The organism is Flavobacterium gyeonganense (genome assembly GCF_029625295.1).
Classification (GTDB): Bacteria; Bacteroidota; Bacteroidia; order Flavobacteriales; family Flavobacteriaceae; genus Flavobacterium; species Flavobacterium gyeonganense.
On the sequence record NZ_CP121112.1, the window covers coordinates 2,286,458 to 2,310,248 of the forward strand.

Annotated in this window: 29 protein-coding genes; 16 read left to right on the forward strand and 13 right to left on the reverse strand. The window is 33.3% G+C overall.

The genetic code is table 11. From position 1 onward, the window contains the following. Positions 1 to 140 precede the first annotated feature (140 nt). From P5P89_RS09935 to P5P89_RS09945, 3 genes are all read left to right on the forward strand, one after another. Positions 141 to 704 (forward strand): helix-turn-helix domain-containing protein, encoded by a 564-nt coding sequence (locus tag P5P89_RS09935; RefSeq protein ID WP_278011768.1) that lies wholly within the window; start codon positions 141 to 143, stop codon positions 702 to 704. Positions 705 to 796: 92 nt separating this feature from the next. Then, on the forward strand, positions 797 to 1,258 hold the full coding sequence (locus tag P5P89_RS09940; RefSeq protein ID WP_278011769.1) for a hypothetical protein: 462 nt from the start codon (positions 797 to 799) through the stop codon (positions 1,256 to 1,258). Positions 1,259 to 1,717: 459 nt separating this feature from the next. Further along, complete coding sequence (locus P5P89_RS09945; RefSeq protein WP_278011770.1) at positions 1,718 to 2,188, forward strand: OsmC family protein; 471 nt, start codon at positions 1,718 to 1,720, stop codon at positions 2,186 to 2,188. An 80-nt stretch (positions 2,189 to 2,268) separates the two neighbouring features. Here P5P89_RS09945 and P5P89_RS09950 read toward each other — a convergent pair whose 3' ends face one another. From P5P89_RS09950 to P5P89_RS09965, 4 genes are all read right to left on the reverse strand, one after another. After that, positions 2,269 to 2,925 carry an aspartate kinase gene (locus P5P89_RS09950; protein ID WP_025570960.1) on the reverse strand — a complete coding sequence of 219 codons (657 nt, stop codon included), beginning with the start codon at positions 2,923 to 2,925 and terminating at the stop codon, positions 2,269 to 2,271. A gap of 117 nt (positions 2,926 to 3,042) precedes the next feature. Beyond that, entirely contained in the window at positions 3,043 to 3,414 is a 372-nt protein-coding gene (locus P5P89_RS09955) for a YraN family protein (protein ID WP_278011771.1), read from the reverse strand. A gap of 8 nt (positions 3,415 to 3,422) precedes the next feature. After that, the gene (locus P5P89_RS09960) at positions 3,423 to 4,007 is read right to left on the reverse strand and encodes a hypothetical protein (RefSeq protein ID WP_278011772.1); all 585 of its coding nucleotides are present in this window, start codon (positions 4,005 to 4,007) and stop codon (positions 3,423 to 3,425) included. Positions 4,008 to 4,046: 39 nt separating this feature from the next. Next, positions 4,047 to 4,943 carry a S66 peptidase family protein gene (locus P5P89_RS09965; protein WP_278011773.1) on the reverse strand — a complete coding sequence of 299 codons (897 nt, stop codon included), beginning with the start codon at positions 4,941 to 4,943 and terminating at the stop codon, positions 4,047 to 4,049. A 225-nt stretch (positions 4,944 to 5,168) separates the two neighbouring features. On the opposite strand from P5P89_RS09965, the gene P5P89_RS09970 reads away from it, so the two are divergent. Continuing rightward, positions 5,169 to 6,260: an endonuclease/exonuclease/phosphatase family protein gene (locus P5P89_RS09970; RefSeq protein WP_278011774.1), complete on the forward strand. Its 1,092-nt coding sequence runs from the start codon at positions 5,169 to 5,171 to the stop codon at positions 6,258 to 6,260. Between the two features lie 125 nt (positions 6,261 to 6,385). Then, positions 6,386 to 6,925 carry a 3-hydroxyanthranilate 3,4-dioxygenase gene (locus P5P89_RS09975; protein ID WP_278011775.1) on the forward strand — a complete coding sequence of 180 codons (540 nt, stop codon included), beginning with the start codon at positions 6,386 to 6,388 and terminating at the stop codon, positions 6,923 to 6,925. 156 nt (positions 6,926 to 7,081) lie between these two features. Here P5P89_RS09975 and P5P89_RS09980 read toward each other — a convergent pair whose 3' ends face one another. From P5P89_RS09980 to P5P89_RS09995, 4 genes are read right to left on the reverse strand one after another with little or no spacing between them, the layout of a single operon-like run. Next, the gene (locus tag P5P89_RS09980; RefSeq protein ID WP_278011776.1) at positions 7,082 to 7,459 is read right to left on the reverse strand and encodes an ASCH domain-containing protein; all 378 of its coding nucleotides are present in this window, start codon (positions 7,457 to 7,459) and stop codon (positions 7,082 to 7,084) included. A 3-nt stretch (positions 7,460 to 7,462) separates the two neighbouring features. Then, a complete protein-coding gene (locus P5P89_RS09985) occupies positions 7,463 to 8,983 on the reverse strand; it encodes a PIN domain-containing protein (protein ID WP_278011777.1) in 1,521 nt (506 codons plus the stop codon). Beyond that, entirely contained in the window at positions 8,983 to 9,501 is a 519-nt protein-coding gene (locus P5P89_RS09990) for an ATP-binding protein (RefSeq protein ID WP_278011778.1), read from the reverse strand. The genes P5P89_RS09985 and P5P89_RS09990 overlap by 1 nt, the downstream gene beginning before the upstream one ends. Before the next feature lie 52 nt (positions 9,502 to 9,553). After that, entirely contained in the window at positions 9,554 to 10,894 is a 1,341-nt protein-coding gene (locus P5P89_RS09995) for a serine hydrolase domain-containing protein (protein ID WP_278011779.1), read from the reverse strand. Positions 10,895 to 11,117: 223 nt separating this feature from the next. Between P5P89_RS09995 and P5P89_RS10000 the strand changes: the two genes are divergently transcribed. The 7 genes from P5P89_RS10000 to P5P89_RS10030 all read left to right on the forward strand — a co-directional run bounded on the left by P5P89_RS10000 (position 11,118) and on the right by P5P89_RS10030 (position 15,720). Next, positions 11,118 to 12,332, forward strand: a complete 1,215-nt coding sequence (locus P5P89_RS10000) for an aminotransferase class V-fold PLP-dependent enzyme (RefSeq protein ID WP_278011780.1) — start codon at positions 11,118 to 11,120, stop codon at positions 12,330 to 12,332. An 11-nt stretch (positions 12,333 to 12,343) separates the two neighbouring features. Further along, positions 12,344 to 12,769 (forward strand): hypothetical protein, encoded by a 426-nt coding sequence (locus tag P5P89_RS10005; protein WP_278011781.1) that lies wholly within the window; start codon positions 12,344 to 12,346, stop codon positions 12,767 to 12,769. Between the two features lie 2 nt (positions 12,770 to 12,771). Continuing rightward, a complete protein-coding gene (locus P5P89_RS10010) occupies positions 12,772 to 13,197 on the forward strand; it encodes a SufE family protein (RefSeq protein ID WP_278011782.1) in 426 nt (141 codons plus the stop codon). Between the two features lie 96 nt (positions 13,198 to 13,293). After that, positions 13,294 to 13,701, forward strand: a complete 408-nt coding sequence (locus tag P5P89_RS10015) for a GxxExxY protein (protein WP_278011783.1) — start codon at positions 13,294 to 13,296, stop codon at positions 13,699 to 13,701. Positions 13,702 to 13,801: 100 nt separating this feature from the next. Next, positions 13,802 to 14,125 (forward strand): SUF system Fe-S cluster assembly protein, encoded by a 324-nt coding sequence (locus P5P89_RS10020; RefSeq protein WP_110307707.1) that lies wholly within the window; start codon positions 13,802 to 13,804, stop codon positions 14,123 to 14,125. A gap of 74 nt (positions 14,126 to 14,199) precedes the next feature. Next, positions 14,200 to 14,709, forward strand: coding sequence for a DUF2480 family protein (locus tag P5P89_RS10025; protein ID WP_223681277.1), 510 nt, complete (start codon positions 14,200 to 14,202; stop codon positions 14,707 to 14,709). Between the two features lie 78 nt (positions 14,710 to 14,787). Then, complete coding sequence (locus P5P89_RS10030) at positions 14,788 to 15,720, forward strand: DUF3078 domain-containing protein (RefSeq protein ID WP_278011784.1); 933 nt, start codon at positions 14,788 to 14,790, stop codon at positions 15,718 to 15,720. Between the two features lie 265 nt (positions 15,721 to 15,985). Here the strand turns inward: P5P89_RS10030 and P5P89_RS10035 are convergent, their stop codons facing one another. From P5P89_RS10035 to P5P89_RS10045, 3 genes are all read right to left on the reverse strand, one after another. Next, positions 15,986 to 16,315, reverse strand: coding sequence for a DUF4870 domain-containing protein (locus P5P89_RS10035; protein WP_223681279.1), 330 nt, complete (start codon positions 16,313 to 16,315; stop codon positions 15,986 to 15,988). Between the two features lie 120 nt (positions 16,316 to 16,435). Next, a complete protein-coding gene (locus tag P5P89_RS10040) occupies positions 16,436 to 17,176 on the reverse strand; it encodes a LytR/AlgR family response regulator transcription factor (protein WP_278011785.1) in 741 nt (246 codons plus the stop codon). Positions 17,177 to 17,180: 4 nt separating this feature from the next. After that, the gene (locus P5P89_RS10045; RefSeq protein WP_278011786.1) at positions 17,181 to 19,202 is read right to left on the reverse strand and encodes a sensor histidine kinase; all 2,022 of its coding nucleotides are present in this window, start codon (positions 19,200 to 19,202) and stop codon (positions 17,181 to 17,183) included. Positions 19,203 to 19,438: 236 nt separating this feature from the next. Here P5P89_RS10045 and P5P89_RS10050 point away from each other — a divergent pair, with 236 nt between their 5' ends. From P5P89_RS10050 to P5P89_RS10065, 4 genes are all read left to right on the forward strand, one after another. Further along, positions 19,439 to 19,906 carry a hypothetical protein gene (locus P5P89_RS10050; protein WP_278011787.1) on the forward strand — a complete coding sequence of 156 codons (468 nt, stop codon included), beginning with the start codon at positions 19,439 to 19,441 and terminating at the stop codon, positions 19,904 to 19,906. 2 nt (positions 19,907 to 19,908) lie between these two features. Continuing rightward, positions 19,909 to 20,376, forward strand: coding sequence for a hypothetical protein (locus tag P5P89_RS10055; RefSeq protein WP_278011788.1), 468 nt, complete (start codon positions 19,909 to 19,911; stop codon positions 20,374 to 20,376). Then, a complete protein-coding gene (locus P5P89_RS10060) occupies positions 20,354 to 20,743 on the forward strand; it encodes a hypothetical protein (protein WP_278011789.1) in 390 nt (129 codons plus the stop codon). The genes P5P89_RS10055 and P5P89_RS10060 overlap by 23 nt, the downstream gene beginning before the upstream one ends. A gap of 144 nt (positions 20,744 to 20,887) precedes the next feature. Then, a complete protein-coding gene (locus P5P89_RS10065; protein WP_278011790.1) occupies positions 20,888 to 21,526 on the forward strand; it encodes a hypothetical protein in 639 nt (212 codons plus the stop codon). Here the strand turns inward: P5P89_RS10065 and hflX are convergent. Together hflX and P5P89_RS10075 are read right to left on the reverse strand one after the other, a co-directional pair. Beyond that, a complete protein-coding gene (gene hflX, locus P5P89_RS10070) occupies positions 21,493 to 22,722 on the reverse strand; it encodes a GTPase HflX (RefSeq protein ID WP_278011791.1) in 1,230 nt (409 codons plus the stop codon). The genes P5P89_RS10065 and hflX overlap by 34 nt on opposite strands. 163 nt (positions 22,723 to 22,885) lie before the next feature. After that, positions 22,886 to 23,749, reverse strand: a complete 864-nt coding sequence (locus P5P89_RS10075) for a hypothetical protein (RefSeq protein WP_278011792.1) — start codon at positions 23,747 to 23,749, stop codon at positions 22,886 to 22,888. Between the last annotated feature and the right edge of the window lie 42 nt (positions 23,750 to 23,791).

Sequence of the window (23,791 nt, forward strand, 5' to 3'; positions counted from 1 at the left end):
GTAGAACTGCTGTGGTTTTTTTAAAACAACCCAACAAACCCACTAGCCTTTGACAACAATGCCGTAAAAATGTCGCAAATAAACCGCTATCAGAATTACAGTTTCATAATAGTTTTGTCAAAAAATAAACGCAAATAATTATGAAAGAAATCGGAGAAAAAATTAGGGAAGTCAGAAAGAAAAAAGGGTTGTCTCAGGAAGAACTGGCAGAATCTTCCAAAGTAAATTTAAGAACCATCCAGCGAATTGAAAACAACGAAAGCGAACCACGCGGTAAAACACTCCATTTGATTTGTGAAGTTCTGGACATAAACGCAGAGGACATTTTAGATTACGGAAAAAAAGAAGACCATCATTATCTGATAATTTTACATCTTTCCGTATTAGCGTTTTTGGTTATTCCAGTAGGAAATATTATTCTTCCCTTAATTTTATGGATGACCAAAAAAGATAAAATTATTGGTATGAAAGAAGCTGGAGCTAACCTTTTGAATTTTCAGATAATATGGTCTGTTTTTGCTTATATTTCAATAACTCTTTTCGCCTTATTTAAAATTATGCATTGGGGTCCAAGTGATATTTTATTTTATATCGTGGTTATACTTTACGCACTAAATGTAATTTTGCCGATACTATCTGCTGTTAGAATAAGAAATGGAAATGCACAAAATGGGTATCCGAAGTTAATTAGAATTATAAAATAGTGAAAACAATTTTCAAAATCCGTTTGTTGAGATATTAAGCTAGTAGTGGAATAGTTTTTGCCAAATGAAACTGAACCGTCTTTTAAAGTAATATGGAAAATAAAATAACGATACCAAAACCTTGTAATGAAAACTGGAATTCAATGTCGCCAGATAAAAACGGCAGATTTTGTAACACCTGTAATAAAATAGTAATTGATTTCACAAAAATGAATAATCCGGAAATTCAGAAATATTTCACTGAAAATTCAGGCGAAGAAAGGATTTGTGGGCATTTTAAATTGAATCAAATCGAAACTACAGAAAGCATTAAATATGATAAATTAATAACCAGATTTAGCCGAATTAAAATAAAGCCAATTAAAAAAATCGCACTATTTTCATTGAGTTTAGTTTTTACTTTAACAAGTTGTATGGGTAAAGCAGCCGTAGATGGCGAACCAGCTGTAATAAGCAATGACACAATAAATGAAAGCGAGATTAATAATAAAGCTGAAAATACTGAAAAACAGAATGATTCTATAAAAAAAGAAACTATTCAGGTAAAGAAATAAATTCCAATTATTATAAAAAACTCAAACTAAGAAGTTAAATAAAAATGAGGTTAAATAAGCAAGAATTAGTACATCCTATTTTTTATATAATAATCATTGGAGTTTTATCCACGCCTTCAATTTTGAAAGTTTTTAGTAATAGTCTTGAGGAAAATATTAAGCTATTACTGTATCTGATTTTATTATATATTATCTATAATTTGTTGCAAGTATCTGACTGTGTAGATATAAAGAATGGAGAAATAATAAGAGGCATATTTGTTAATCATATTGGTTTTTTGAAAGTTAAAAATAGAATTTTACTAAAAGATATTTCTGAAATTAAACTTCACAGGAATGAAAAAAATATTTAGAAATCAGGGCATTATCAAAAAATGAAGATTTTTTGATAATAAAAACGATTGCTAATAAAATTCCTGCTGAAAAGGAATTGCAGGAAATAATTCTAAAAATCAAAAGATGTCATTTAAACACCTCTTTAAAGCAGCAATAAACTGGACTTCCAATCCAAATCCAGTACAATCAACTTCAAAATTCTACAGCAAAAGTCATCAAATTAAAATTGAAGGAAAGCCAATTTTAAATATTTCAGCCGCAAAAGCTTTCAAAGGCGATCCCGAATTATATAATCCGGAGGATTTGCTCTTAAGCAGTCTGGTTTCCTGCCACATGATGTCGTATTTATATGTATGTTCCCAAAACGGAATTGAAGTTTTAGAATATTCAGATAACGCCGAAGCAATTTTAGAAGTTGCTCCTGATGGAAGCGGCCGTTTTACAGAAGTTCATCTGCATCCAAAAGTGAAAATTGCAAATCCGGATAAAATTCAGGAAGCTTTAGATTTGCATACAAAAGCCAATCAATTGTGTTTTATCGCGAACTCCTGTAATTTTCCAGTCCTGCATAATGCCACTTGCGAAACTGCATAAAAAAAGAGACTGTTTGATGAACAGCCTCTTCGTATATTGTGTCTTTTTTCTTTTTTTGGATTGGGTTTCTTGGAAGAGAATTAATTTTTCAAATCTTTAATTACTTTAAAAGCAACATCAACTTGTTCTTCTCCTACCAGAATTGTAAATTCGTTTGAAGTCGAAATTACCTCATTGATAATAATTCCTTCCCAGGCTAAACGCTGAAAAATGAAATAATAAATCCCGGGAACTACAATGTTTTCTTTTGGTAATTTTACAGTAATAGAAGCCAGATTATCTAATTTCTGAATCAGTTTTTCGCGGATAAAATGTTTCTCTACTAAATGGTTAATACTGCTGCTTACTACAATATTGGTTTCGTTTACACCACGTGATGAGGTATAAAAAATATCAGACAGTACATTAATATCCGAAATCAAATCGGCCTGTTTGTTTAAAACAGTGTCAGAAGCTGCAAAAGTGTAATCTGTCAATTCAGAACGAACCGTAATTTCACCAATGTTTTTAATGACCTTGTTGATTTTGTGGTTCAGTTTAAAATCTAACTCTTCTGTCAGTCTTTTTAGGGACATTACTACAGCGCCTTGTTTAACTTCTTTCCCGAATTCACTTTCCAGTTCGGTCATGATATTGCGCGACAAAGAAGTCAGGTTAATAATTCCAAGAGAAAGTGCATTGAGTAAAAATGGCTTTGTCTTGATGTAATTTTCTACAATAGAAGAAACGGTTTTCATAATCTTTAATTGTTTTTGAACGTAATTGTGTTAGTTTGGTTTGTTTGCGATGTTATAAATCTCTGCAAATATAAATTAAAAAACAATTTGTTACAAATATAACAATAAAAAATTATGTTAAAAATGATAAAAAGCGTCAGTAAGATGCTCAACAGCAAATGTTTCCTGAGTTTTATGGATGGCAATTATATCAAAACGAATTTCTAAATCGTCTTCAAAATCTTTTTCCCTATCGTTTATGTAGGCATTTACTGCTTTTATGAGCAGCTGAATCTTTTTTGGTTTAACAAAATCCTGCGGAAGTCCAAAATCTATACTCGATCTTGTTTTGACTTCGATAACAGTAACGATATTTTCTTTTTTGGCAATAATATCAATTTCGGCTTTTTGAAAAGTCCAGTTTCTTTCTAAAATTTTATAGTCGTTTTGTAGCAGAAATTCTACGGCAAGATCTTCACCTTTTTTTCCTAGTTCGTTGTGTTCAGCCATTTTCTTAGTTACAAACTGAAAATTAGGTAAATAAAACCACTCAATAGGAAAAGTCCAAATTGTATCTTTGTCCATTTCCAAGTTGCAGTTCCTAATACTTTTGAAATTTTTCTTAAACTTTGAAAATCCTCAATAATATCATTTCCATTTGAAATTTTTTCTGATTTAATAAATGGTAATTTGCAAAATATTACTTTCCACAATACAATTATTCGATCACCAAAATTAAAATCATGGAAATCATTTCGCGGTAATTCCTTATCTACTCCATTTTGATTCTTTTCAAAAAATCTTTTTCTTGTTAATACTATATGTCTTGAAATTCGTGCATCATAGAGTCGCGTGATTAAAACACAGAATCCGTATAAAATTGATAAGCTAAGTAAAAAGACGGAGGTCCAATATGTAACAATTTCCCAATCAAAATTTTGGTTACTATTGAGGTAAATCACATTACTTTTACTTTTGTCAAGAACAAAAACTAAGAGCGCTGATGAAAAAGTAAGTAAAATGTTATTTGCATTTGAAAGTTGATTTACAGAAATGTCTCGCCATTCTTTTTGACTTTCTTTATATTCTTCAAGTTTTCCCATTTGATTATTTTTCGGATTATTTTCAATAGTATTTAAAAATTACTTAAAAACAACAGTACTTCCGGAAGCATTCACTTCAATAGAAATCGTACTTCCCATAACCAGAGCACGATTATCCTGAATATGTCCTGCCGGGAAATTAAAAATTACCGGAATATTGTATTTTTTAGTCACATCATCAATAATTTCAAGTGCATTTTTCCCCCACGGAACTTCATTGTCCTTCATCTTCGTCATTCCGCCAATAATGATTCCTTTCAGGTTTTCGATACAGCCGTTTCGACGTAAATTCATCATCATGCGATCAATATGATACAGGTACTCATCTAAATCTTCGATAAATAAAATCTTGTCCTTACAGTCAATTGCCGATGGCGATCCTAATAAACTGTATAAGATAGAAAGATTTCCACCCACTAATTCGCCGGTTCCCTGACCAAAACGGTTCATCGGATGCGGAGCAACAGAATACGAAAGAGGTTCCCCAAACACAGCCGATTTCATCGAACTAATAGCAGCCGGAGTCGCACGCGGAATAGTAACCGGCATTACCCCATGAATAGATTTATAACCCATCGTATTGAGATGATTGTGCAAAACCGTAACATCACTAAAACCAATAACCCATTTAGGATGCTGCTTGAATTTCGAAAAATCCAATAAATCTAACATTCTCACAGTTCCGTAACCGCCTCGCACACACCAGATCGCCTTTATATTCGGATTGTCCATTTGCTTTTGAAAATCGGCAGCACGCTGTTCGTCTGTTCCAGCCAGTTGATGGTAATCCAGACCAATTGAACTTCCAATTACGGCTTCTAGGCCCCAGCTTTTTAGCAAATCTATGGTAGGCTTTAAATTATCATCTATGTTTTTTCGGGCTGTTGCCAAAAGAGCTACAGTATCTCCTTTTTGTAAATAAGGTGGTGTTATCATGTTTTGTTGGGATTGACAGGTAAAGGATTGTAAAGCAAAAATAAGGAATACGAATTTGCAAAAAGCAAAAGGGTTGTTTATAAGAAGGAACCTGCTTGTATTCATTTTCTTTTTGGCTTTTGGAATTTATTTATAACAAAGATAAAGATTTAAAAAAATAAAATTAATTGAAATTTCTTACAAATGTAAAATTTCATTAATTTCAGCGTTTAAAAAAATCATTTTATGCGAATCATTATACTTAGAATTTGTTTTATTTTCTTGTTTTCTATTACAGCTTTTGGTCAGGCTAAACAATATAGCATTCACACAGTTGCGTTTTACAATTTCGAAAATCTTTTTGACACGATTGATGATATTTACACCAATGATAATGAATGGACACCAAACGGAACGCAAAACTGGACAACAGAAAAATATAATCAGAAGCTGCAGAACCTTTCTAAAGTCATCTCAGAAATTGGTAAACCCAAAAATCCAAATGCACCTGTTTTGATTGGAGGTTCGGAAATTGAAAACAGAGGCGTTCTGGAAGACTTAGTCAAACAGCCCAAATTATTGTCTTTTGATTACGGAATCATCCATTTTGATTCGCCGGATAAACGAGGAATAGATGTGGCATTATTATATCAGAAGAAATATTTTAAACCCGTTACTTTTTCGAATATACCTTTATATATATTAAAAAATAAAAATGTACAAGAACAGAAAAAAGAAGAAGCAACAGATGAGGAAACAACAATGACAATTCAAAACAACCGTGTTTTTACGCGTGACCAGCTTTTGATAACCGGTTTTCTGGAAGGAGAAGAAATCAGTATTATTGTCAATCACTGGCCGTCGCGTTCCGGTGGAGAAAAAGCCACAAGCGAATATCGCGAAGCAGCCGGAAAATTAAACCGAAGAATAATTGATTCACTGCAGCAAATTAATCCAAACGCAAAAGTGATTACTATGGGAGATTTAAATGACGGTCCTTATAATAAAAGTATAAAAGTAGTTTTGGGGACAAAAGCCAAAAAGTCTGAAGTTCCCGAATTTGGGACTTACAATCCCTTTGAAGAAATGGCAAAACGCGGTATGGGAACAACAGCTTTTCGGGATTCCTGGGACATTTTCGATCAGATTATCATAACGGAATCGCTTATAAAACCTGATTTTTCATCGTTTAAATTCTGGAAAGCCGGAATTTTCAATAAACCGTATCTTATTCAAACTTCAGGAAAATACAAAGGATATCCTTTGCGGCACAGTACAAACGAAGTGGGTTTCAGTGACCATTTTCCGGTATATATTTATCTGATAAAAGAAATGTAATCGTAAAAGTGCATCCCAGTGCGTCTTTGGTTTCAATTAATTTTATCAGATCATGAAGACGCACAGCAGTGCGGCTCTATAAATTTTCCTTAACTTAGCCTCTCAGAAACTTAGAATCTCAAATAATGGCCATAGCAAAACCTTTCAACCTGACTAAATGGATAGATGAAAACCGTCATTTATTAAAACCGCCTGTTGGGAATAAAAATTTATATGTTGACTCCGGTGACTATATTGTCATGATCGTGGCGGGACCAAATGCCCGAAAAGATTATCATTATAATGAAACCGAAGAGCTTTTTTACCAGCTGGAAGGCAACATAAAAGTAGTAGTTCAGGAAGAAGGTGAACGTAAAGAAATGATTCTGAATCCAGGCGATATGTATCTGAATCCCGCTAAAGTGCCGCATTCTCCAGTTCGTTCTGAGAGTTCTATTGGATTGGTAATTGAGCGAAAACGTGCCGGATTAGGCTACACAGACGGTTTGCTTTGGCATTGCGACAACTGCAACCATAAATTATATGAAGTGTTTTTTGAACTGCACAATATTGAAAAAGATTTCCTGCCGCATTTTGAATATTTCTACAACTCAGAAGAATTAAGAACCTGCGATAATTGCGGAACCATTATGGAATCTGATCCGAGGTTTGTGGCTAAGAAATAATTATACACAAAATCTATAAATAAAAAACCGATAGACTTTTTAAGTGTATCGGTTTTTTAGAAGCTATTTCACGCTATCCTTTTCAATCTTTTGTTCCGCTAAAGAAGCGTCACAAAAGGATTTCCTCTTCTATCGGGGCTAAAACAACATGTCGTATTATTCATTAGACCAGTATGCAAATGATTGAGGAGGAGTCAAATTATAATCTGTTTTTAAACATTTAGGATTTTCAAATCTCTTTTTATTTTTAATTTGAATAGCGAAACCTTGTTCTCTATTTTCAAAATACTCATAAAAATACTCTTCAGTTATTCCTGAATGTTCTTTTGTTTTATCCCAAAGAGTTTTTAAATCTAAATTAAATATTTCGGCTATTTCAAATTCGCCAATTACTTTTTGAACAGGAGAAGAAGCATAAACCAAAACTGAAGTAACATTCTGGTTTTTGAAAATAGCTTTTCTGAATTCAAATTTTTTTGTCCCATCAAATATTTTATTTGCAAATTGGGGCTTGATTGATAGTACTACTTTCATGAGTTATAATTTATATGCAAATTTAATCAAAACATTAAATTGTTCATTTGTAATTTTAATAAATCCTCTTGGCATATTTAATATGTCGGTGATAATACCTAATTTATTCAAATCATCCAAAGTTGGTTTGGGTGTTGGCAAAGAATGTGCGTATAAAAAGTTTATAACAAAAGGTCTATTTTTTAAATTTTTATCCCACCAATTAGTTTTTAAATCTTCTTTTGAAATCATAGTTCTTCTATTGCACGCATTGAAAAAATCATCAAAAGAATTAAAATTAGGCTGAACATTTTCAACAATACAAATTGTAGTAATAGTGCTAGAATATTTTTTGGGAATTGTTTCCCCCATTCTATATATAATTAATAAATCTCCAGGCTTTAGATTTCTATCTTGAGAATGTGAAATATATACTTTACTTATTCTATTTCGATGTGGTTCATTTTCTGTATATTTTCTAACATCCTCTCTTGTGTTTATACTATCAGGAAAAAGTTCAGTATGATATTGAGGTTCGATTTTAATTATATATTTATCTGTCTTCCTAGATAAAAAAGGAAATGTAAGTTTTGGATTTTCTGTATTAACAGGAACTTGTTTATCAAAAGATCTTACATAGACTTTTTCATCGCCATTTTTTGTTGTTTTTAATCCATGGTAAACGAAACCCCATTCTTCAAGCATTTCAATTAGTTGCTCTTGCTCTGGTCTTTTTGTAAATAGCGTTACATAAATCTCTTTAACCTTAAATTGAATTGCATTATCAAAAATTGTTTTTAAAAACCGTTCCCCTATTTTATAACCATTACCAGTAACTTTTAAGGTTCCTATTTTTAATCTTACTTTTGGTTCAAAAACAGGGGTGATATTAGAATAGTTTTCATTTTCTTTTTCAATTTTAACAAAAAGAAAAGCAGTCAAATTTCCATCACTATAACAGACATAACATGGTTCTTCAGATTTACTATTAAACCAATTGTCAAACTCCTGATAATCTAACCTAAAACTATCAAAAAAATTATCCTTAATATTAACGTCTGCAAAATCAACTTTTTTAACAGCTAATACTTTATAATCGACTAAATCAGGATTTTCCGATATTACTTTTTCTAAAAAATTTTGAATTTTAAAAACCCTGTTAGTTATGCCAAGTAAATTTGCTTTAGTATGTATTTTTTTGTCCTCGGAAATTAAAATATCAACTCTACCTTCATAAACTTCATTTAAGATTTGAGTATCATTTATATCATTGCTTTGACTGTCTATTTTTTTGCTCACTCTGAGAATATCTTCGCCTAATGGGGCTTGATGCTTAAGCAAGTTATAACTTTGGATTTTAATACTCATTGTGTCAAGAGCATTTGGATCTTTATATCTTTCTAATTCTTCAACTGTTAAGGGATGAATATATTTAGAATATTTAAGATTATCAATCCATTTGAAAAGTTGTCCAATTTCAGGTTTATATATTTTACTTGCTTCTCTATGGATAATGATGTTAGTATCGAGTAAAATTTTCATCATTAAATAATTTCTATTAATCGATTATAATTTCCGTTTTTTATTTCGATATAAGGAACTGAATACTTATTTGAAAGATACTTTGCATATTCGATTTCCATTAACTGTAATTGATTTAAAACTCCAACATTGTAAATTTTGTCGTCTCTTGATTGTAATCTTTCGACAATTTTTTCAGCATCATCAATAACAATTAATATAATTTTTGGATTAATTTGGTCAAATGTATCTTCATCAATTCTTCTTGAAACTTCATTTGAATCTAATAAGCAGAAATGTCCATCCAAAAGATATGTCTGATCTTTTTTAATTATATTTTTCAAGCCTTTTATTAATCGGTTTTGTGATGAGGTAATATTTTTTACAAGTTTATTATCTATGTCACTAATTTCCTCCCATTTTAAAACTTGACTTGCAGTTATATGTATTAATTTAGTCTTAGATGCTATTTCTTTACAAATAGTTCCTTTTCCCACACCATGAATCCCACCGATAAAATATATGTTTTCAAATACCTTCATGAAATGAATTTTCGACTAATATATTAAAAAGAATGAAATGTATTACAATCTACTATTTCACACTCCCAACAATCCCTTTCAAAAACCCATTAAAATCAAAGGCAGGATCTTCCTTCAGTCCCATTCTCACAATCACCATATCTTTTGATGGAATAATAGCAACCATTTGTCCCTGATATCCGTTGCAGTAAAACATGTCGCGGGGAGCGTCAGGAAATTTTCCGCCAGCGTTAAGCCAAAACTGTGCGCCGTATTTTCCTTCCGAAGTATTGGTTGGTGTTGCGGTGTATTTTACCCAGCTTTCATCCAGAATTTGCTCACCGTTCCAATTGCCTTTATTTAGATATAATAATCCAAATTTTGACCAGTCACGCGCTGTCGCCCATCCGTATGATGAACCCACAAAAGTCCCGGTCATGTCTTGTTCAACAATCATCGAACTCATTCCAATTTTATCGATTACGGCACTGTACCAAAAATCAAGATATTCCTGTTGGGTTTTAAAATGTCTTTTCAGAATTAATGATAATAAATTGGTGGTTCCGGAAGAGTAATTCCAATGTGTGTTAGGTTTAAACTGAGCCGGTTTATCCAGTTGTACTTTGCCCATATCTTCAGCCTGAAAAAGCATTTTCGTAGCATCGCAAATGGTGCTGTAATTCTCTTCCCATTCTAAACCTGAATTCATGTGCAGCAAATCGTTTATAGTAATGTTTTTTCGCTCATCGTTTTGCCATTCTGCAACAGGAGCTGGTTTGTAAATATCTATTTTTCCTTGTTTCGCCAAAACTCCAAAAGCCGAACTGGTAATGCTTTTTGTCATCGACCAGCCTAAAATTTTACTGTCTTTCGTAAAACCGGTATCGTATTTTTCTGCAATCAGTTTGTTTTTGTATAACACTACAACAGCACGGGTTCGTTTTAACTTTCGACCCGATTTATCGAATGCGTTGTCAATTGTTTTTTGTAATTGGATATAATCAATATTCGAAAAAATAGTGTCTTTCGGATCAATATTTCCATAAGGGAAAGGCAATGTTTTCGATTTAGCTCTTTTGGGAAGCAAATAAGGTTTCGAAACATCAAAATCATCATTAATTAATGTCGCTCCCAAACCTTCACGATAAATTGCTTTTCTTTCTTTCAGTCCGTAAACTGATGAAGTGGCAAATTTTCCAGCCTCATCAATAGTGTTAGTGGCCAGATGGATCAGGTCAATGTCGTTGTCGGTTTTTTCGATTAATTCTTTCGGACGGTTATCCAGAAAATGTCCCGAAGCAATGCTTTTGGCTGAAAAGCCGGAAATTAAATCCAGTTTCGGATAAGTTGTGAATCCGAAGTATAAAACTATTAAAAGCAGAAGGACACCAAGTAATTTGAGGATTTTTTTCATATTTAGATACAGCTATTTTTTATGCAAGATAAATAATTTAAGGTCATGATTTTAATACTTAATTGGGCTTTTCAATTCGGGAAATTCATAAAATCAAATTAAAATTTACAGAATCAATATTTCAAGCTCGCTATTGATAGTACCATAAAAGGAAATTATAGAATTGGCGGATAAAACAATTTAGTTTTAGTACTTTTGTACTTAGAATTTTTCTAAATAAATTATGCTGGATATTCAAAAAATAAGAGCTGATTTTCCGATACTTTCTGAAAAAGTAAACGGAAAACCATTAATATATTTCGACAATGGGGCAACCTCGCAAAAACCACAAGTTGTGATTGATGCCGAAGCGAAATACTATCAGGAAATAAACGCCAATATTCACCGTGGAGTCCATACATTAAGTCAGTTAGCGACTGATGCGTATGAAATTTCACGAGTAAAATTGCAACATCATATTAATGCCAAATTTTCTCATGAAGTTTTATTTACTTCGGGAACAACACACGGAATCAATTTAGTAGCCAATGGTTTTGCTTCTATTTTAAAATCGGGTGACGAAATTTTGGTTTCTTCTTTGGAACACCATAGCAATATTGTTCCGTGGCAAATGTTATGTGAAAAAACAGGGGCTGTCTTAAAAGTGATTCCGATTAATGAAGAAGGCGAACTGATCATTAGCGAATACGAATCGTTATTATCTGAGAAAACAAAAATTGTTACGGTAAATCATATTTCGAATGCACTTGGTGTAATCAATCCTGTGAAGGAAATGATTGCTAAAGCACATGCCGTTGGAGCTGCTGTTTTAATTGACGGAGCACAGGCTGTTCCGCATTTAAAGCCGGATGTTCAGGATTTGGATTGCGATTTTTACGCTTTTTCAGGGCATAAAATGTGCGGACCAACCGGAACCGGAATTTTATTCGGAAAAGAAGAATGGCTAAACAAACTGCCTCCTTACCAGGGCGGAGGGGAAATGATTAAAGAAGTAACTTTCGAAAAAACAACTTATGCCGATTTGCCGCATAAATTTGAAGCCGGAACTCCAAATATCGCGGGAGGAATCGTATTAGGAACTGCTGTTGATTATTTGAACAACATTGGTTTTGGAAATATTCAGCTTCAGGAAAAAAAATTACTGGAACATGCTACAAAACGTTTGCTTGAAATTGAAGGTCTGAGAATTTACGGAAACGGAAAAAATAAAGCATCGGTAGTTTCGTTTAATATTGATGGGATTCACCCGTATGATATTGGTTCAATAATTGACAAATTAGGAATTGCAGTTCGTACAGGACATCATTGTGCACAACCGATTATGAATTTCTTCTGTATTCCGGGAACCATTCGTGCTTCGTTTTCTTTTTACAACACCAAAGAAGAAATTGATGAAATGGTTGAAGCTGTTAAAAAAGCAAAAAACATGTTAAGCTAAAAATTCATTTTATGAGAATTGTATCATTATTGCTCCTCGTTATTTTTATCGGAACGGGATGTTCCAGTCAGAAAAAGACAGATATGGCATCAACAGTAATTGAATATTCGGCTATGTCGAGAGGTTATTATAAAAAGATAGTGGTTCAAAATCAAACGGTTTCAGTAACCAATAAAAGAGATGCACAAGCTGTAGAAAATACAATCAAAAAAACAGATTGGGATAAAATTGTAGCCGAATTCGAAAAAATAAATGTAGAAAGTATTCCCACTTTAAAAGCCCCCACCGAAAAACGTTTTTACGACGGTGCCGCAATCGGGAATCTAAAAATAATCCAAAATCAGAAAACGTACGAAACTCAAGGTTTTGATAATGGTTTTCCCCCAAAGGAAATTGAAAAACTGGTAAATTTGCTGACTGATTTTGCTAAAGAATAATTATGACAATCAAAGAAATACAAGACGAAATAATAGATGAATTCTCGATGTTTGATGACTGGATGCAGCGTTACGAATATATCATCGAATTAGGAAAAAGCCTTCCTTTAATAAAAGAAGAATACAAAACCGACGAAAATTTAATCAAAGGATGCCAGTCAAAAGTATGGCTTCAGGGAGAACAAAAAGACGATAAAATTGTGTTCACTGCAGACAGTGATGCGATTTTGACCAAAGGAATTATCGCGATTCTGATTCGTGCTTTCTCAAATCAAAAAGCATCCGACATTATAAATGCGGATACAGAATTTATAGACGAAATTGGTTTAAAGGAACATTTATCTGCCACCCGTGCCAACGGATTGGTTTCGATGATAAAAAACATCAAAATGTACGCATTGGCTTTTGATGCTAAGAATAAAAATTAAAATTTTAAACCATATAAGTTATGTAAGTTCATTTAAGAATTGCACTTACTTATTGTAGGTTTAATCTTTCTTTGTTTCTTTGTGAAAAACAATAAGATGACAAAGAAATATTTGACTGATTTAGTTTATCAGGTTAATGGAGCAGCAATTGAAGTTCATAAAAATATTGGACCCGGGCTTTTAGAAAGTGTTTATCATAAGTGTATGATGAAAGAGCTTTCTTTAAGAGAAATAAATTTTCAGTCAGAATTAATAATTCCAATTGAATACAAAGGTTTGGAATTAGAATCTGATTTAAAATGTGATTTGTTCATTGAAGAATGTTTGGTTTTAGAGCTAAAAGCAGTAGATAAAATTATACCAATCCACATTGCAAAATTGATGTCTTATATGAAACTTTTAAATACACCAATTGGATTAATGATAAATTTCAACGTAACGAATATTTACCACGAAGGTCAAAAAACATACATCAACGAATTGTATCGCTGGCTTGAAGATTAAAAAAATAAAAATGAAACCATATAAGTAATGTAATAAAATATAAGATTCAGCTTAAATGAACTTACATAACTTATATGGTGGAAAAAACAAATACAAAAAAATGGAACAAGAAATAGACACAAACGAATTAGGAGAATCAATTGTAAAAGTTTTAAAAACGATTTACGATCCTGAAATCCCTGTAGATATTTACGAATTAGGATTGATTTACGACGTAATGGTAAATACGGATTACGAAGTAAAAATCCTGATGACTTTAACATCTCCAAATTGTCCGGTTGCCGAAAGTCTGCCAAGAGAGGTAGAAGAAAAAGTAAAAACCATCGAGAACGTAAAAGATGTAGATGTTGAAATTACTTTTGATCCGCCATGGAGTAAGGATTTAATGAGCGAAGAAGCAAAATTAGAATTAGGAATGCTTTAATTATTTTGTTTCAGGTTTCAGGTTTCACGTTCCAACACAACTTGAAACCTGAAACTTGAAACTAAACTTTTCACATGGAAGAAATTATCAATAAAGTTGCCAATAGTGCCTTAGAAGTTTTTGATTTAGAGGATTATTACCCAAAAGGAATGCGTGTTCAGATTGACATTTCGCAATGGCTTTTGGAAGGTTTTTTATTGAAAGAAAAAGACTTTAGGGAACACCTTAAAAATCACGACTGGACACAATATCAGGATCAGTATGTGGCGGTACATTGCAGTACTGATGCTATTATTCCTGCCTGGGCATTGATATTGGTTTCAGTTCATTTGGCTCCTTATGCGAAAAAAACAGTAAACGGGACAATCGAAGATTTAGATGCCAGTTTATACGAAGAAATTTTAAGTAAAATTGATTATTCCGTTTACCAAAGTAAACCGGTAATCGTAAAAGGCTGTTCTAAAAAACCTGTTCCTATGCGTGCTTATATTTTGGCAACTACCTATTTACAGCCTTTTGCAAGAAGCATTATGTACGGAGAGGCATGTTCTGCTGTACCACTTTACAAAGAATCTAAGAAATAACTTTCTTTATAACCCAATAAACTCTCGGGCTTTAGCGTTTTTAGTCTTATATTTGTTAATACACTAAACTAAACAACCATGAGAAAGATAGCTTTATTACTATTCGTTTTAGCGAACTTTACATTTGTTCAGGCTCAAAATACCGAAAAGGAATTAATTCAGAATACCGAAAAAGCGGTAACTAAGATAAATGATACTATTGAAGGCGAAGGCTGGAAAACAAAAGGAAATCTTTCTTTATTATTAAATCAGTCCAGTTTTAATAACTGGCTTGCCGGAGGTGAAGACAGTTTTTCAGGAACTTTAGGAATCAACTACGATTTCAATTACAAAAAGGATGATCTTACCTGGGATAACAAAATTTTGGCTTCATACGGAATCTTACAAACTAAAAACACCGATTTCGGAAAAAAGACAGATGACCGTTTAGAGTTTAATTCGATTGTTGGAAAAAGAGCTTTCGGTGAATGGTATTACTCTTATTTTTTAAATTTCAGAACTCAATTTACAACAGGCTACATCTACGATAAGGATGAAAACGGAAAAGAAATCAGAACAGAAAACACCAAATTTATGTCTCCTGGTTATCTGACAACCGGTCCCGGCATTTACTGGTCAAAAGATGAAAATCTAAAAATAAACTTTGCACCTTTAACTTCAAAATTCACTTTTGTAGACAGTGCCTATACGTCAGGAGCTGGTTATGTAAATGGTGAATATTTTGGTGTAGATGCCAATAAAAGCATGCGATACGAATTAGGTTTTTATGCTGCTGTGTATTACAAACTTGCCCTTATGACCAATGTAACCGCAGAAAATTCGCTGAATTTATATTCTAATTATCTGGAAGACCCGCAAAATGTAGACATCAACTACTCTTTGAATATTATCATGAAAGTCAATAAATTCCTTTCTGCAAACCTTTCATTTCAGGCTATCTATGACGACAATGCTTTTAGAGGATTTCAGACCAGGGAAGTTTTTGGTTTAGGAGTTAATTTCGGATTTTAATCAAACTCTGGAGCAGTACAATTGGTTTTTACAATAGCATGATGTCCCGCCATTCGCTATATCTTTGCTTGCCATAAAGAAGGCAAGCAAAGGATGTCGCTGCTGTCGTGGCTAATTAAGAACAATCGGTTTTTTATCAAATTTTAATTTTTGTTACAATAAAAAGAAAGATTCCCAACACTCTTAGTGTGAAAACCAAGATTGTTGAGAATCATTTTCTACTTTTCCAAAAATAAAAACGTCAGCTAAAAAAGATAATTTGATATTAGTCTATAAAGCCAAATTTATCTTCAAAAATTTTTCCAATCACCGGAATTGGTTTTTTCTGTTCGTTGGCAGCGTTGATGATGCCAAAAATCCATAAGATAAAAATGGCATAGCCAATGTAGCTTAGGAAATACAATGAAGTCACAGTTGCAATAACCACAGAAAGAATAATGTTTACGGCGAAAGAAACTAAAAAGATTCCAAAGCCTTGTTTCAGATGGTAGGTTACCAAATCGCTTTTTGGGTTTAAATCTTTACTTTTTACAAAAGCTACAATCCAGCCAATGATAGTGATGTAGCTTAAGATAGACAGGGTTTTATTGTTCATGTTATAGTTATTTACTGGATCAAAAATAGTAGTAACTATTGTAAGTCAAAACCCGGACTTTGTCTTCTGCAGCTTCCGGTTGGTATTTAGTTTCTTTAAACAGGTATTACGTATTCAAGGTTATATTTCATCTTTCATCAGTTTAAAAAACTGCTCTTTTTTTGCCCTTGAAATAGGCACAAAAGATTTATCATTCATCTGGACCATTCCTTCACGGGAGTAACTTACAATGCAATTCACATTTATCAGATGTGATTGATGTATCCTGAAAAATTCAGGTGGTTCCAGCAGATCTTCATAATTTTTGAGTGGTTTGGAAACCATAATTTTTCTGCCGTCCGTAAGCAAAAAAGTCGTGTAAGAGCCAGAAGTTTCACATCTTATGATTTGCTCGAGCTTTACTACATACATCGCTTCCTGCGTTGGCAGGATAATCCGGTCCGGTGTTTTTGAAAGATTGGTTTGTAATTCAGTAAGTTGTTGTTTTTCCAGAACCCTTTCCTGTAAAAGAGCAATACGGTCTATAGCGGTTTTCAGTTCTTCCGGATCTATGGGTTTCAAAAGATAATCAATGGCACTGTATTTAAAAGCATTAATGGCATGCTGTTCGTATGCAGTTGTAAAAATCAGGTGAAAGAAATTAAAAGTAATTTGCTGCAGCACATCAAAACCGGTTCCATTTTTCAGCATGATGTCCATAAAAACCAGATCCGGTTTTAAACGGTCAATGAGTTTTACGGCTTCTTCAACGCTTTCGGCGTAAGCCACAACCTGAATTTCATCAGGGGCTGTCATTTCGAGCATTATAGATAAAGCCTCCCTGAGTCGCTGTTCATCTTCAATAATAATAGTTTTGTACATTTTATTATAGTATTGGAATATTTAAAATTACGATACAGCCCGGTCCTTCATCTGCATCGCGTTCCCGAACCTCAAATCCTGCATACGGATTTTCTTTCTGCATTTTGCTTAACCTTTCGTCTGTAATTTTTGTAGACAATGATTCGTGATTGTCTTTTAGTTTCAGTTTTCGGGAAGCCGCTAAACCGATTCCGTTATCTTTAATGGTACAGATCAGGTTTTTTTCAACTGTGTGTTGTGTAAAATGAATGGTAATCAAACCTTTAATTTCTTTCACCTGAGGTTTCAGTCCATGTTCGACGGCGTTTTCTATAAAAGGCTGGATCAATAATGGTGGTATAAGAACATCGGTTTCAACAGTTTCATCGCATTCAATTACATATTCGAAACCGTTATTAAGACGCAATTGCTGGAGTTCGATATAATTTTTTAAAGTGTTTATTTCTTCGTCAAGCGAAATGGTTTCTTTACGGGATTGCTCCAAAACTTGTCTGGTGAGTTTGGCAAATTTATTCAGATAGGAAACTGCAGGAAGTGTATCTTTTTGAAGTATCATGCTCTGGATATTTCCCAAAGCATTAAAAATAAAATGCGGATCCATTTGAGATCGCAGCAGTCTTCTTTCGAGTGAAAGGGTGGAAGCCAGATTTTCAATCGTTTCTTTTTCCATCAATTGTACTTTAAGTTCTGTATTGGCCTGTTCCTGTTTCAGGAAATCTTCACGATTTTGATAATAACGCTGGCGATAATAATAAGATCGGAACATAAACACCAGCCCAATCAGTAAAACACCGGAAATTCCATAACCTAATAATTTGTTTTTTTGTACTAACTCATTTTCGAGTTCCAGTTGTTTGATTCGTTCTATTTTTTTAGAAGATTCATATCTTACATCTGCATTTTGCAATACTTTTTGAGTTGATTCATCATATTTCAACTGATTGTATTTGACATATTCTGCATCATAATTATAATAAGCTTCAAAATCTTTTCGTTTTGCTGCAACATCTTTGAGACAATCGTAAAAAGTAGATAAAAGGTAATTATCTGTATAGGGAAGGCTTTTTTGGTATTTTATTCCTTCAATAAATAATAGTTCAGCTTTGGCATAATCGCCTTTTTCGGTAAAATAAAATCCCTGAAGCCCAATCGCACTTCGGTAAATGATTCTGATATTGTATTGTTTCGCAATAGCAGTTGCTTTTTCCAGGTTTTTCAAAAAAGATTTTTCATCAATGGGTTTCGGTCCTTTCGAATAAAGATCGGCCAGATTGATATACGCAATTCCAATATTGCTTTTGCTTACTATTGAGCTGGCATGTTTTTCAGCAAGACCAACCGTTTGCTTAAAAAAAGTTACTGCTTCATACCATTCTGTAGTGTTTGCAGTTTCCAGCTTATCGGTTAAGTAACTTCCAAAAGCAAGGCGGGCATGCAGAATACTTTCAGGATCACCGGCTTTGGCGGCATGGTATAAAGCTTCCCGGGCATATTTTTCGACTTTCGTTGGTGATGCCGGAGAAAAAAGATACGAGATGTCTGAAGCAATTTTAGAACACTGATCGTGTGCCTGGACTTTTGCAAAAAGCTTATAGGAAGCCAGAAGATATTTTATAGCCTGTGGTTTTTCATCGATATACGATTTCAGTGTGCCCATTGCAAGGAATGCATATGCTTTCGGTCTTATTATATTGGTTTTGCCGGACAAATAATAAGCACTGTCGGCATAATGCGAGAATTCTTTTAAATGCAGCAACCGTCTTTGGGTTAAAGCTAAATACGAATAACAAATAATCTTGTCCTCTGTACTATTTTTCTTTTTTGCCTGATCTAATGCTAGCTGCTGCATTTTTTTGCAGGAAGCAGTATCCGAGAAACGCTTAGAATATCCATAAGCGGCCAAATTTTCTGTAGCAGAAGCTTTTTGCGCATGGACTGAAATCCTAAAAAAAACAAATAACAACAGGAAAGAAATGTATTTAAAATGGGCGTTTTTTAAGGGCAAAAGCATTGGTTTGAAGTGCATAGATATCGATATTACTGAGGAAAAGTACAAATTGTCTGATTACTGACCAAACATTTTCAGGCTGAAAAATCAATTTGTAAAAAGGGTTCGAAATTAGCCATAAAGTTTGTTTTTACTGATACACCGCAACTCTGACCAAATAAAAACCTAACCCTGCCATATACCAATTGCGAATTGTTCTGAGGTTCACTAAATAGTAATCTTGCTATAAATATTTTTTAAAACAAATCTAAATTATGAATAAGAAAAAGTTTACATTAATACTAATAGCCTTTTGTTTTTTGACCACACTGAGTTATGGACAACAGGAAGACAAACGCGTTAAAATAGAAATCACGGTAAAAGACGGAAATAAAACTATTGTAGCACCGGTTCGTTCTGCGACATTTTCTTTTACGACTTCAACAAATAATGTTACCGCGACTGATGGTACTGAAAAAAAAGAGCAGACAAAGAATTATTATTTTTCTCTAGATTTTGAGAGGCAGAATGTGGCGTTATTAAAAGCTTTTATGACCAATAAAAACGGGATAGACGGATACATCACAATGGTGGATTCTTACGGGAAAATGCCTTCCAGAAAATTAGAATTTACAAAAGCAAACATAGATTCTTTAAGCGATCAATTGACTGCGGATTATACCAGCTCGTATATGTCAATAGTAGCTGCTACACTGATTATTGATGGGGTAAAAGTTGAATAACTATGGAAGCATTACAAAAATTCACAAAAAATGGAAACCAGTATGTCATGAAAAGACAATACGGTTTTGGTCTCATTGTAGTTTTCGGAATGGCAGCATTCGCTTTTGCAGGTGTATTGATAAGTAACACAGCGATGATCTGGATTTTTGGAATTCTTACTGTTTTATGTCTGATTTCGGTTTTTATAAATCACGTTGTAATTGACATGGGTCAAAGAGAAATCCTCATCAAAAATGCCCTGATTATTCCGCCTGTTCGGATTCCGCTCAGTGATTTTGTCAATTTTGAAGTCGTACGAACCACTCAGTATTTCGTTACCATAAATGTGTCTTTGAATCTGTACTATATGAAAAACGGCAAAGAACAGTGCAGCGGTATCGCACAGGGATTTACAGCCAGATCTATGCAAAATTTACTTAATGAAATTCAGGAAATTATAAATACAGATGAACATTCAGGAAAAATATAATATCGAAGAAACACTCAATACGTTTTCTTTATGCCCCAAAAAGCCATCACTTGTTATGTCATGGTGGTTTTTAGCGGGTATTATTGCCGGTATTTTGATTTTATCGTTTTTTGATCATCGGCTTGATGAAGCAATGCGATGGGCAATTTATATCTTGATGGGTTATTTTGTATTGCATAGTCTTTATGATATACAAATAGGAAGTAAAATAAGGTATACTTTTGATGCAAAAGAAAATGCGGTTTTCAAAAACAGTCCATTAAGGGCTAAAAGAAAAATCATGAAACTGGAAGAAATTGTCATTTTTGTACACTCAGAAATGGGAAGTTGGTATTATGCTTTGGGAGCAAAAAAAGCCAGTTTATAAAAAGCTACATCATAAGTGAAAGTTTTAGTTCCGGCAAAAAAAGCGAAACAAAACAGCATGCGTATGAAAATTTTGTTTTAATGAAAATTGAAAAATTGCAGTCTTCAGTTATAAAAAAGGCGGAAACCCAAAACCAGTAATAAGATGAAATTTAAAATTATTTTTATCCTTTTTTTGTCGGCTATTGTTTCTTCTTGTAACCTGCTAAATGATAGTCCGAATCAGGTTTTTGAGGTCATTGGTCTTAATGCAAATAAAATTCCTAAAAGTTTTGAACGCTTATTTAAAGAGTTTTATCAACAAAAAATAAATGGCAGTTTACAAGTGCCGACAACGGATAATAAATCTATGCGTCCTGGCACGTGTGTAGAGTCTATAAACTATTGGTATGGAAATACGTTCAAGGAGGACATCAAAAAAATCAAAAAACTAAAGGTTGAGGAAGAAGCCAAACCGATTGTCAAAGCCGCTTTAGATTTGTTTCAATATGCCGATGAAATACAAAAAACAGATTTTGTAATAATCGCTAAAATGATTGATGAAGGTAAAACGGAGGAAGAAATCAATAATGCCAGCAGAAAACTAGACGATACCAAAGGCATATTGCTGGATAAAAAATATGAAAGCGTCATGAAATGTTATTGCCTTATGCTGATAAAAATGGCGTTGAATATAAGACATTTTAGTATTAACAAAAAATCCCTTTTGATTTTTCAAAAGGGATTTTTGTTTTTAATTTTTTCAGAGATTTATTCCTCTTCCTTCTCAACGGCATCCTTATAATCCGGATACAGAAATTTATTATAAGGAAATCTCGTAATGTGAATCTGGCGAACCGCTTCGTATACGATTTCTCTAAACTCCTCAAAATTTTCTTTTTGTGTAGCCGAAATAAACAACGCTTTATTCTGGCCAACATTACTCATCCAGGTTTGTTTCCACTCCTCAAGAGTGTAATGTTTTCTGGTTTTTTCGGTAATCAAATCATCATCGTCAATGGTCAGATGTTTGTAGGCATCAATTTTATTAAAAACCATAATAGTTGGTTTGTCATTGCTTTTGATTTCCAGTAAAGTCTGATTTACAGATTCGATATGATCTTCAAAATCCGGGTGCGAAATATCTACGACATGTAATAATAAATCGGCTTCACGAACTTCATCGAGTGTACTTTTGAAAGAGTCAACCAGCTGTGTAGGTAGTTTTCGAATAAAACCTACAGTGTCTGAAAGCAAAAAAGGCAGATTTTTAATCACCACTTTTCGGACTGTAGTGTCTAGAGTTGCGAATAGTTTATTTTCGACAAAAACATCACTTTTTCCAATCGCATTCATCAAAGTCGATTTTCCCACATTCGTATAACCAACTAAGGCAACACGCACCATTGCACCGCGATTGCTGCGCTGAATGCTCATTTGCTTATCGATTGTTTTGATTTTGTCTTTCAGTAACGAAATACGATCACGAACAATACGTCTGTCGGTTTCAATCTCAGTTTCTCCCGGACCACGCATACCAATACCTCCTTTTTGACGTTCAAGGTGTGTCCATAAACCCGAAAGTCTTGGCAGTAAATACTGACATTGTGCTAGTTCTACCTGAGTTCTTGCATACGAAGTTTCAGCCCTTTGCGCAAAAATATCCAGAATTAAATTCGTTCTGTCGAGGATTTTGCAGTCAATAATTCGTGAAATGTTTTTCTGCTGTGAAGGGGTTAATTCATCATCAAAAATAACAGTCGATATGGCATTTTCTTTTACAAAAAGATTGATTTCATCTATTTTTCCGGTACCCACAAAAGTCTTAGGGTTCGGGCGTTCCATTTTTTGCGAAAAGCGTTTGATCACTTCTCCGCCGGCCGTAAAAGTCAAAAACTCTAATTCGTCCAGATATTCTTGTAGTTTCTCTTCATTTTGATTTTGAGTCACAATACCAACAATGGCTGTTCTTTCAAAATTTATTATTTCTTTTTCTAACATAGCTTTGAATAAGCTGCAAATTTAATGATTTGTAAATAGAATACTTATAGAATTTAGTTTTTAAGTTCTATTTAAGAAATTGTTATAGTCTCTAAAAAAATAAAAACCATTTAGAAATTTACTTTTTCTAAATGGTTTTAAAGGATATCAGAGAATAGGGTTTTTATTCGTAAATAAAAGTTTTCTCTGTTTTTACAATTCCGTTTTCTTCAATTTGAGAGCACGATATCGGGAAATTCAGTTTGTTGTATTTGTACTTTCTGCTTACAGCGACCAACGCTGTTGAAGTAGGACTAAAGTTAACTTCATTATTATACGATATAGATTCGAAGCTAAATTCGTTTTCATGGTACGAAATCATAGGTACAATTACTTTGTAATTATCACCAAATAAATTCTGAACGATTAATTGGTCTACCGATTTTTTATCATCAAAAGTATAGGTTTTGGATATTTTGTCTCCCACCAGACCTTTGTGTTTTGATACATTGTCGTTCACATAAACATATTCAATTTTACCGATAATGGCTTTGTTTCTGTCACGTGAGGTACGTCTGACGATAATGCCGTTTTCAACAATATATTCAATATCTTCAAGCACATTCTGATGGTTGGTACTTTTCTTTGTTATGGCTTTAATCCTGGCTCCATCGTAATTAAAAGTAACCGTTTTGGTTATATAATCATTACCTTCATGATACTTATTTACAAATTTTGTAATGTTGTTGTCTGCGTCATAAGTATAATTGGTAACTTCTTTCCAGTCACTTCCTATCTTATCTTTTACAGTCATATCCAGTAATCCGTTTTTGTTATAAAAGAATTTCTGAATAACATCTGAAGTGGTGATGGTTTCGATTTTTCCATCTTTAAAAACAACTGTTTTGTTTACAATTTCACCGTCTTTAGAATTTTGATAATTTGTTTTTACGATGTTAATTTGTTTCAATCGAACCGGATTGTCCTGACTGTGCATCAAACCGGTAGAAACCATTGCAAGAATGGCTAGCAGGTAAATTTTTTTCATAAGAAGTTTTAATTTGGGATGACCAAAGTACAAAATTCTATT

Coding starts and splice junctions, on each gene's coding strand:
- P5P89_RS09935 (WP_278011768.1), top strand. CDS start 141: ATGAAAGAAATCGGAGAAAAAATTAGGGAAGTCAGAAAGAAAAAAGGG.
- P5P89_RS09940 (WP_278011769.1), top strand. CDS start 797: ATGGAAAATAAAATAACGATACCAAAACCTTGTAATGAAAACTGGAAT.
- P5P89_RS09945 (WP_278011770.1), top strand. CDS start 1,718: ATGTCATTTAAACACCTCTTTAAAGCAGCAATAAACTGGACTTCCAAT.
- P5P89_RS09950 (WP_025570960.1), bottom strand. CDS start 2,925: ATGAAAACCGTTTCTTCTATTGTAGAAAATTACATCAAGACAAAGCCA.
- P5P89_RS09955 (WP_278011771.1), bottom strand. CDS start 3,414: ATGGCTGAACACAACGAACTAGGAAAAAAAGGTGAAGATCTTGCCGTA.
- P5P89_RS09960 (WP_278011772.1), bottom strand. CDS start 4,007: ATGGGAAAACTTGAAGAATATAAAGAAAGTCAAAAAGAATGGCGAGAC.
- P5P89_RS09965 (WP_278011773.1), bottom strand. CDS start 4,943: ATGATAACACCACCTTATTTACAAAAAGGAGATACTGTAGCTCTTTTG.
- P5P89_RS09970 (WP_278011774.1), top strand. CDS start 5,169: ATGCGAATCATTATACTTAGAATTTGTTTTATTTTCTTGTTTTCTATT.
- P5P89_RS09975 (WP_278011775.1), top strand. CDS start 6,386: ATGGCCATAGCAAAACCTTTCAACCTGACTAAATGGATAGATGAAAAC.
- P5P89_RS09980 (WP_278011776.1), bottom strand. CDS start 7,459: ATGAAAGTAGTACTATCAATCAAGCCCCAATTTGCAAATAAAATATTT.
- P5P89_RS09985 (WP_278011777.1), bottom strand. CDS start 8,983: ATGATGAAAATTTTACTCGATACTAACATCATTATCCATAGAGAAGCA.
- P5P89_RS09990 (WP_278011778.1), bottom strand. CDS start 9,501: ATGAAGGTATTTGAAAACATATATTTTATCGGTGGGATTCATGGTGTG.
- P5P89_RS09995 (WP_278011779.1), bottom strand. CDS start 10,894: ATGAAAAAAATCCTCAAATTACTTGGTGTCCTTCTGCTTTTAATAGTT.
- P5P89_RS10000 (WP_278011780.1), top strand. CDS start 11,118: ATGCTGGATATTCAAAAAATAAGAGCTGATTTTCCGATACTTTCTGAA.
- P5P89_RS10005 (WP_278011781.1), top strand. CDS start 12,344: ATGAGAATTGTATCATTATTGCTCCTCGTTATTTTTATCGGAACGGGA.
- P5P89_RS10010 (WP_278011782.1), top strand. CDS start 12,772: ATGACAATCAAAGAAATACAAGACGAAATAATAGATGAATTCTCGATG.
- P5P89_RS10015 (WP_278011783.1), top strand. CDS start 13,294: ATGACAAAGAAATATTTGACTGATTTAGTTTATCAGGTTAATGGAGCA.
- P5P89_RS10020 (WP_110307707.1), top strand. CDS start 13,802: ATGGAACAAGAAATAGACACAAACGAATTAGGAGAATCAATTGTAAAA.
- P5P89_RS10025 (WP_223681277.1), top strand. CDS start 14,200: ATGGAAGAAATTATCAATAAAGTTGCCAATAGTGCCTTAGAAGTTTTT.
- P5P89_RS10030 (WP_278011784.1), top strand. CDS start 14,788: ATGAGAAAGATAGCTTTATTACTATTCGTTTTAGCGAACTTTACATTT.
- P5P89_RS10035 (WP_223681279.1), bottom strand. CDS start 16,315: ATGAACAATAAAACCCTGTCTATCTTAAGCTACATCACTATCATTGGC.
- P5P89_RS10040 (WP_278011785.1), bottom strand. CDS start 17,176: ATGTACAAAACTATTATTATTGAAGATGAACAGCGACTCAGGGAGGCT.
- P5P89_RS10045 (WP_278011786.1), bottom strand. CDS start 19,202: ATGCACTTCAAACCAATGCTTTTGCCCTTAAAAAACGCCCATTTTAAA.
- P5P89_RS10050 (WP_278011787.1), top strand. CDS start 19,439: ATGAATAAGAAAAAGTTTACATTAATACTAATAGCCTTTTGTTTTTTG.
- P5P89_RS10055 (WP_278011788.1), top strand. CDS start 19,909: ATGGAAGCATTACAAAAATTCACAAAAAATGGAAACCAGTATGTCATG.
- P5P89_RS10060 (WP_278011789.1), top strand. CDS start 20,354: ATGAACATTCAGGAAAAATATAATATCGAAGAAACACTCAATACGTTT.
- P5P89_RS10065 (WP_278011790.1), top strand. CDS start 20,888: ATGAAATTTAAAATTATTTTTATCCTTTTTTTGTCGGCTATTGTTTCT.
- hflX (WP_278011791.1), bottom strand. CDS start 22,722: ATGTTAGAAAAAGAAATAATAAATTTTGAAAGAACAGCCATTGTTGGT.
- P5P89_RS10075 (WP_278011792.1), bottom strand. CDS start 23,749: ATGAAAAAAATTTACCTGCTAGCCATTCTTGCAATGGTTTCTACCGGT.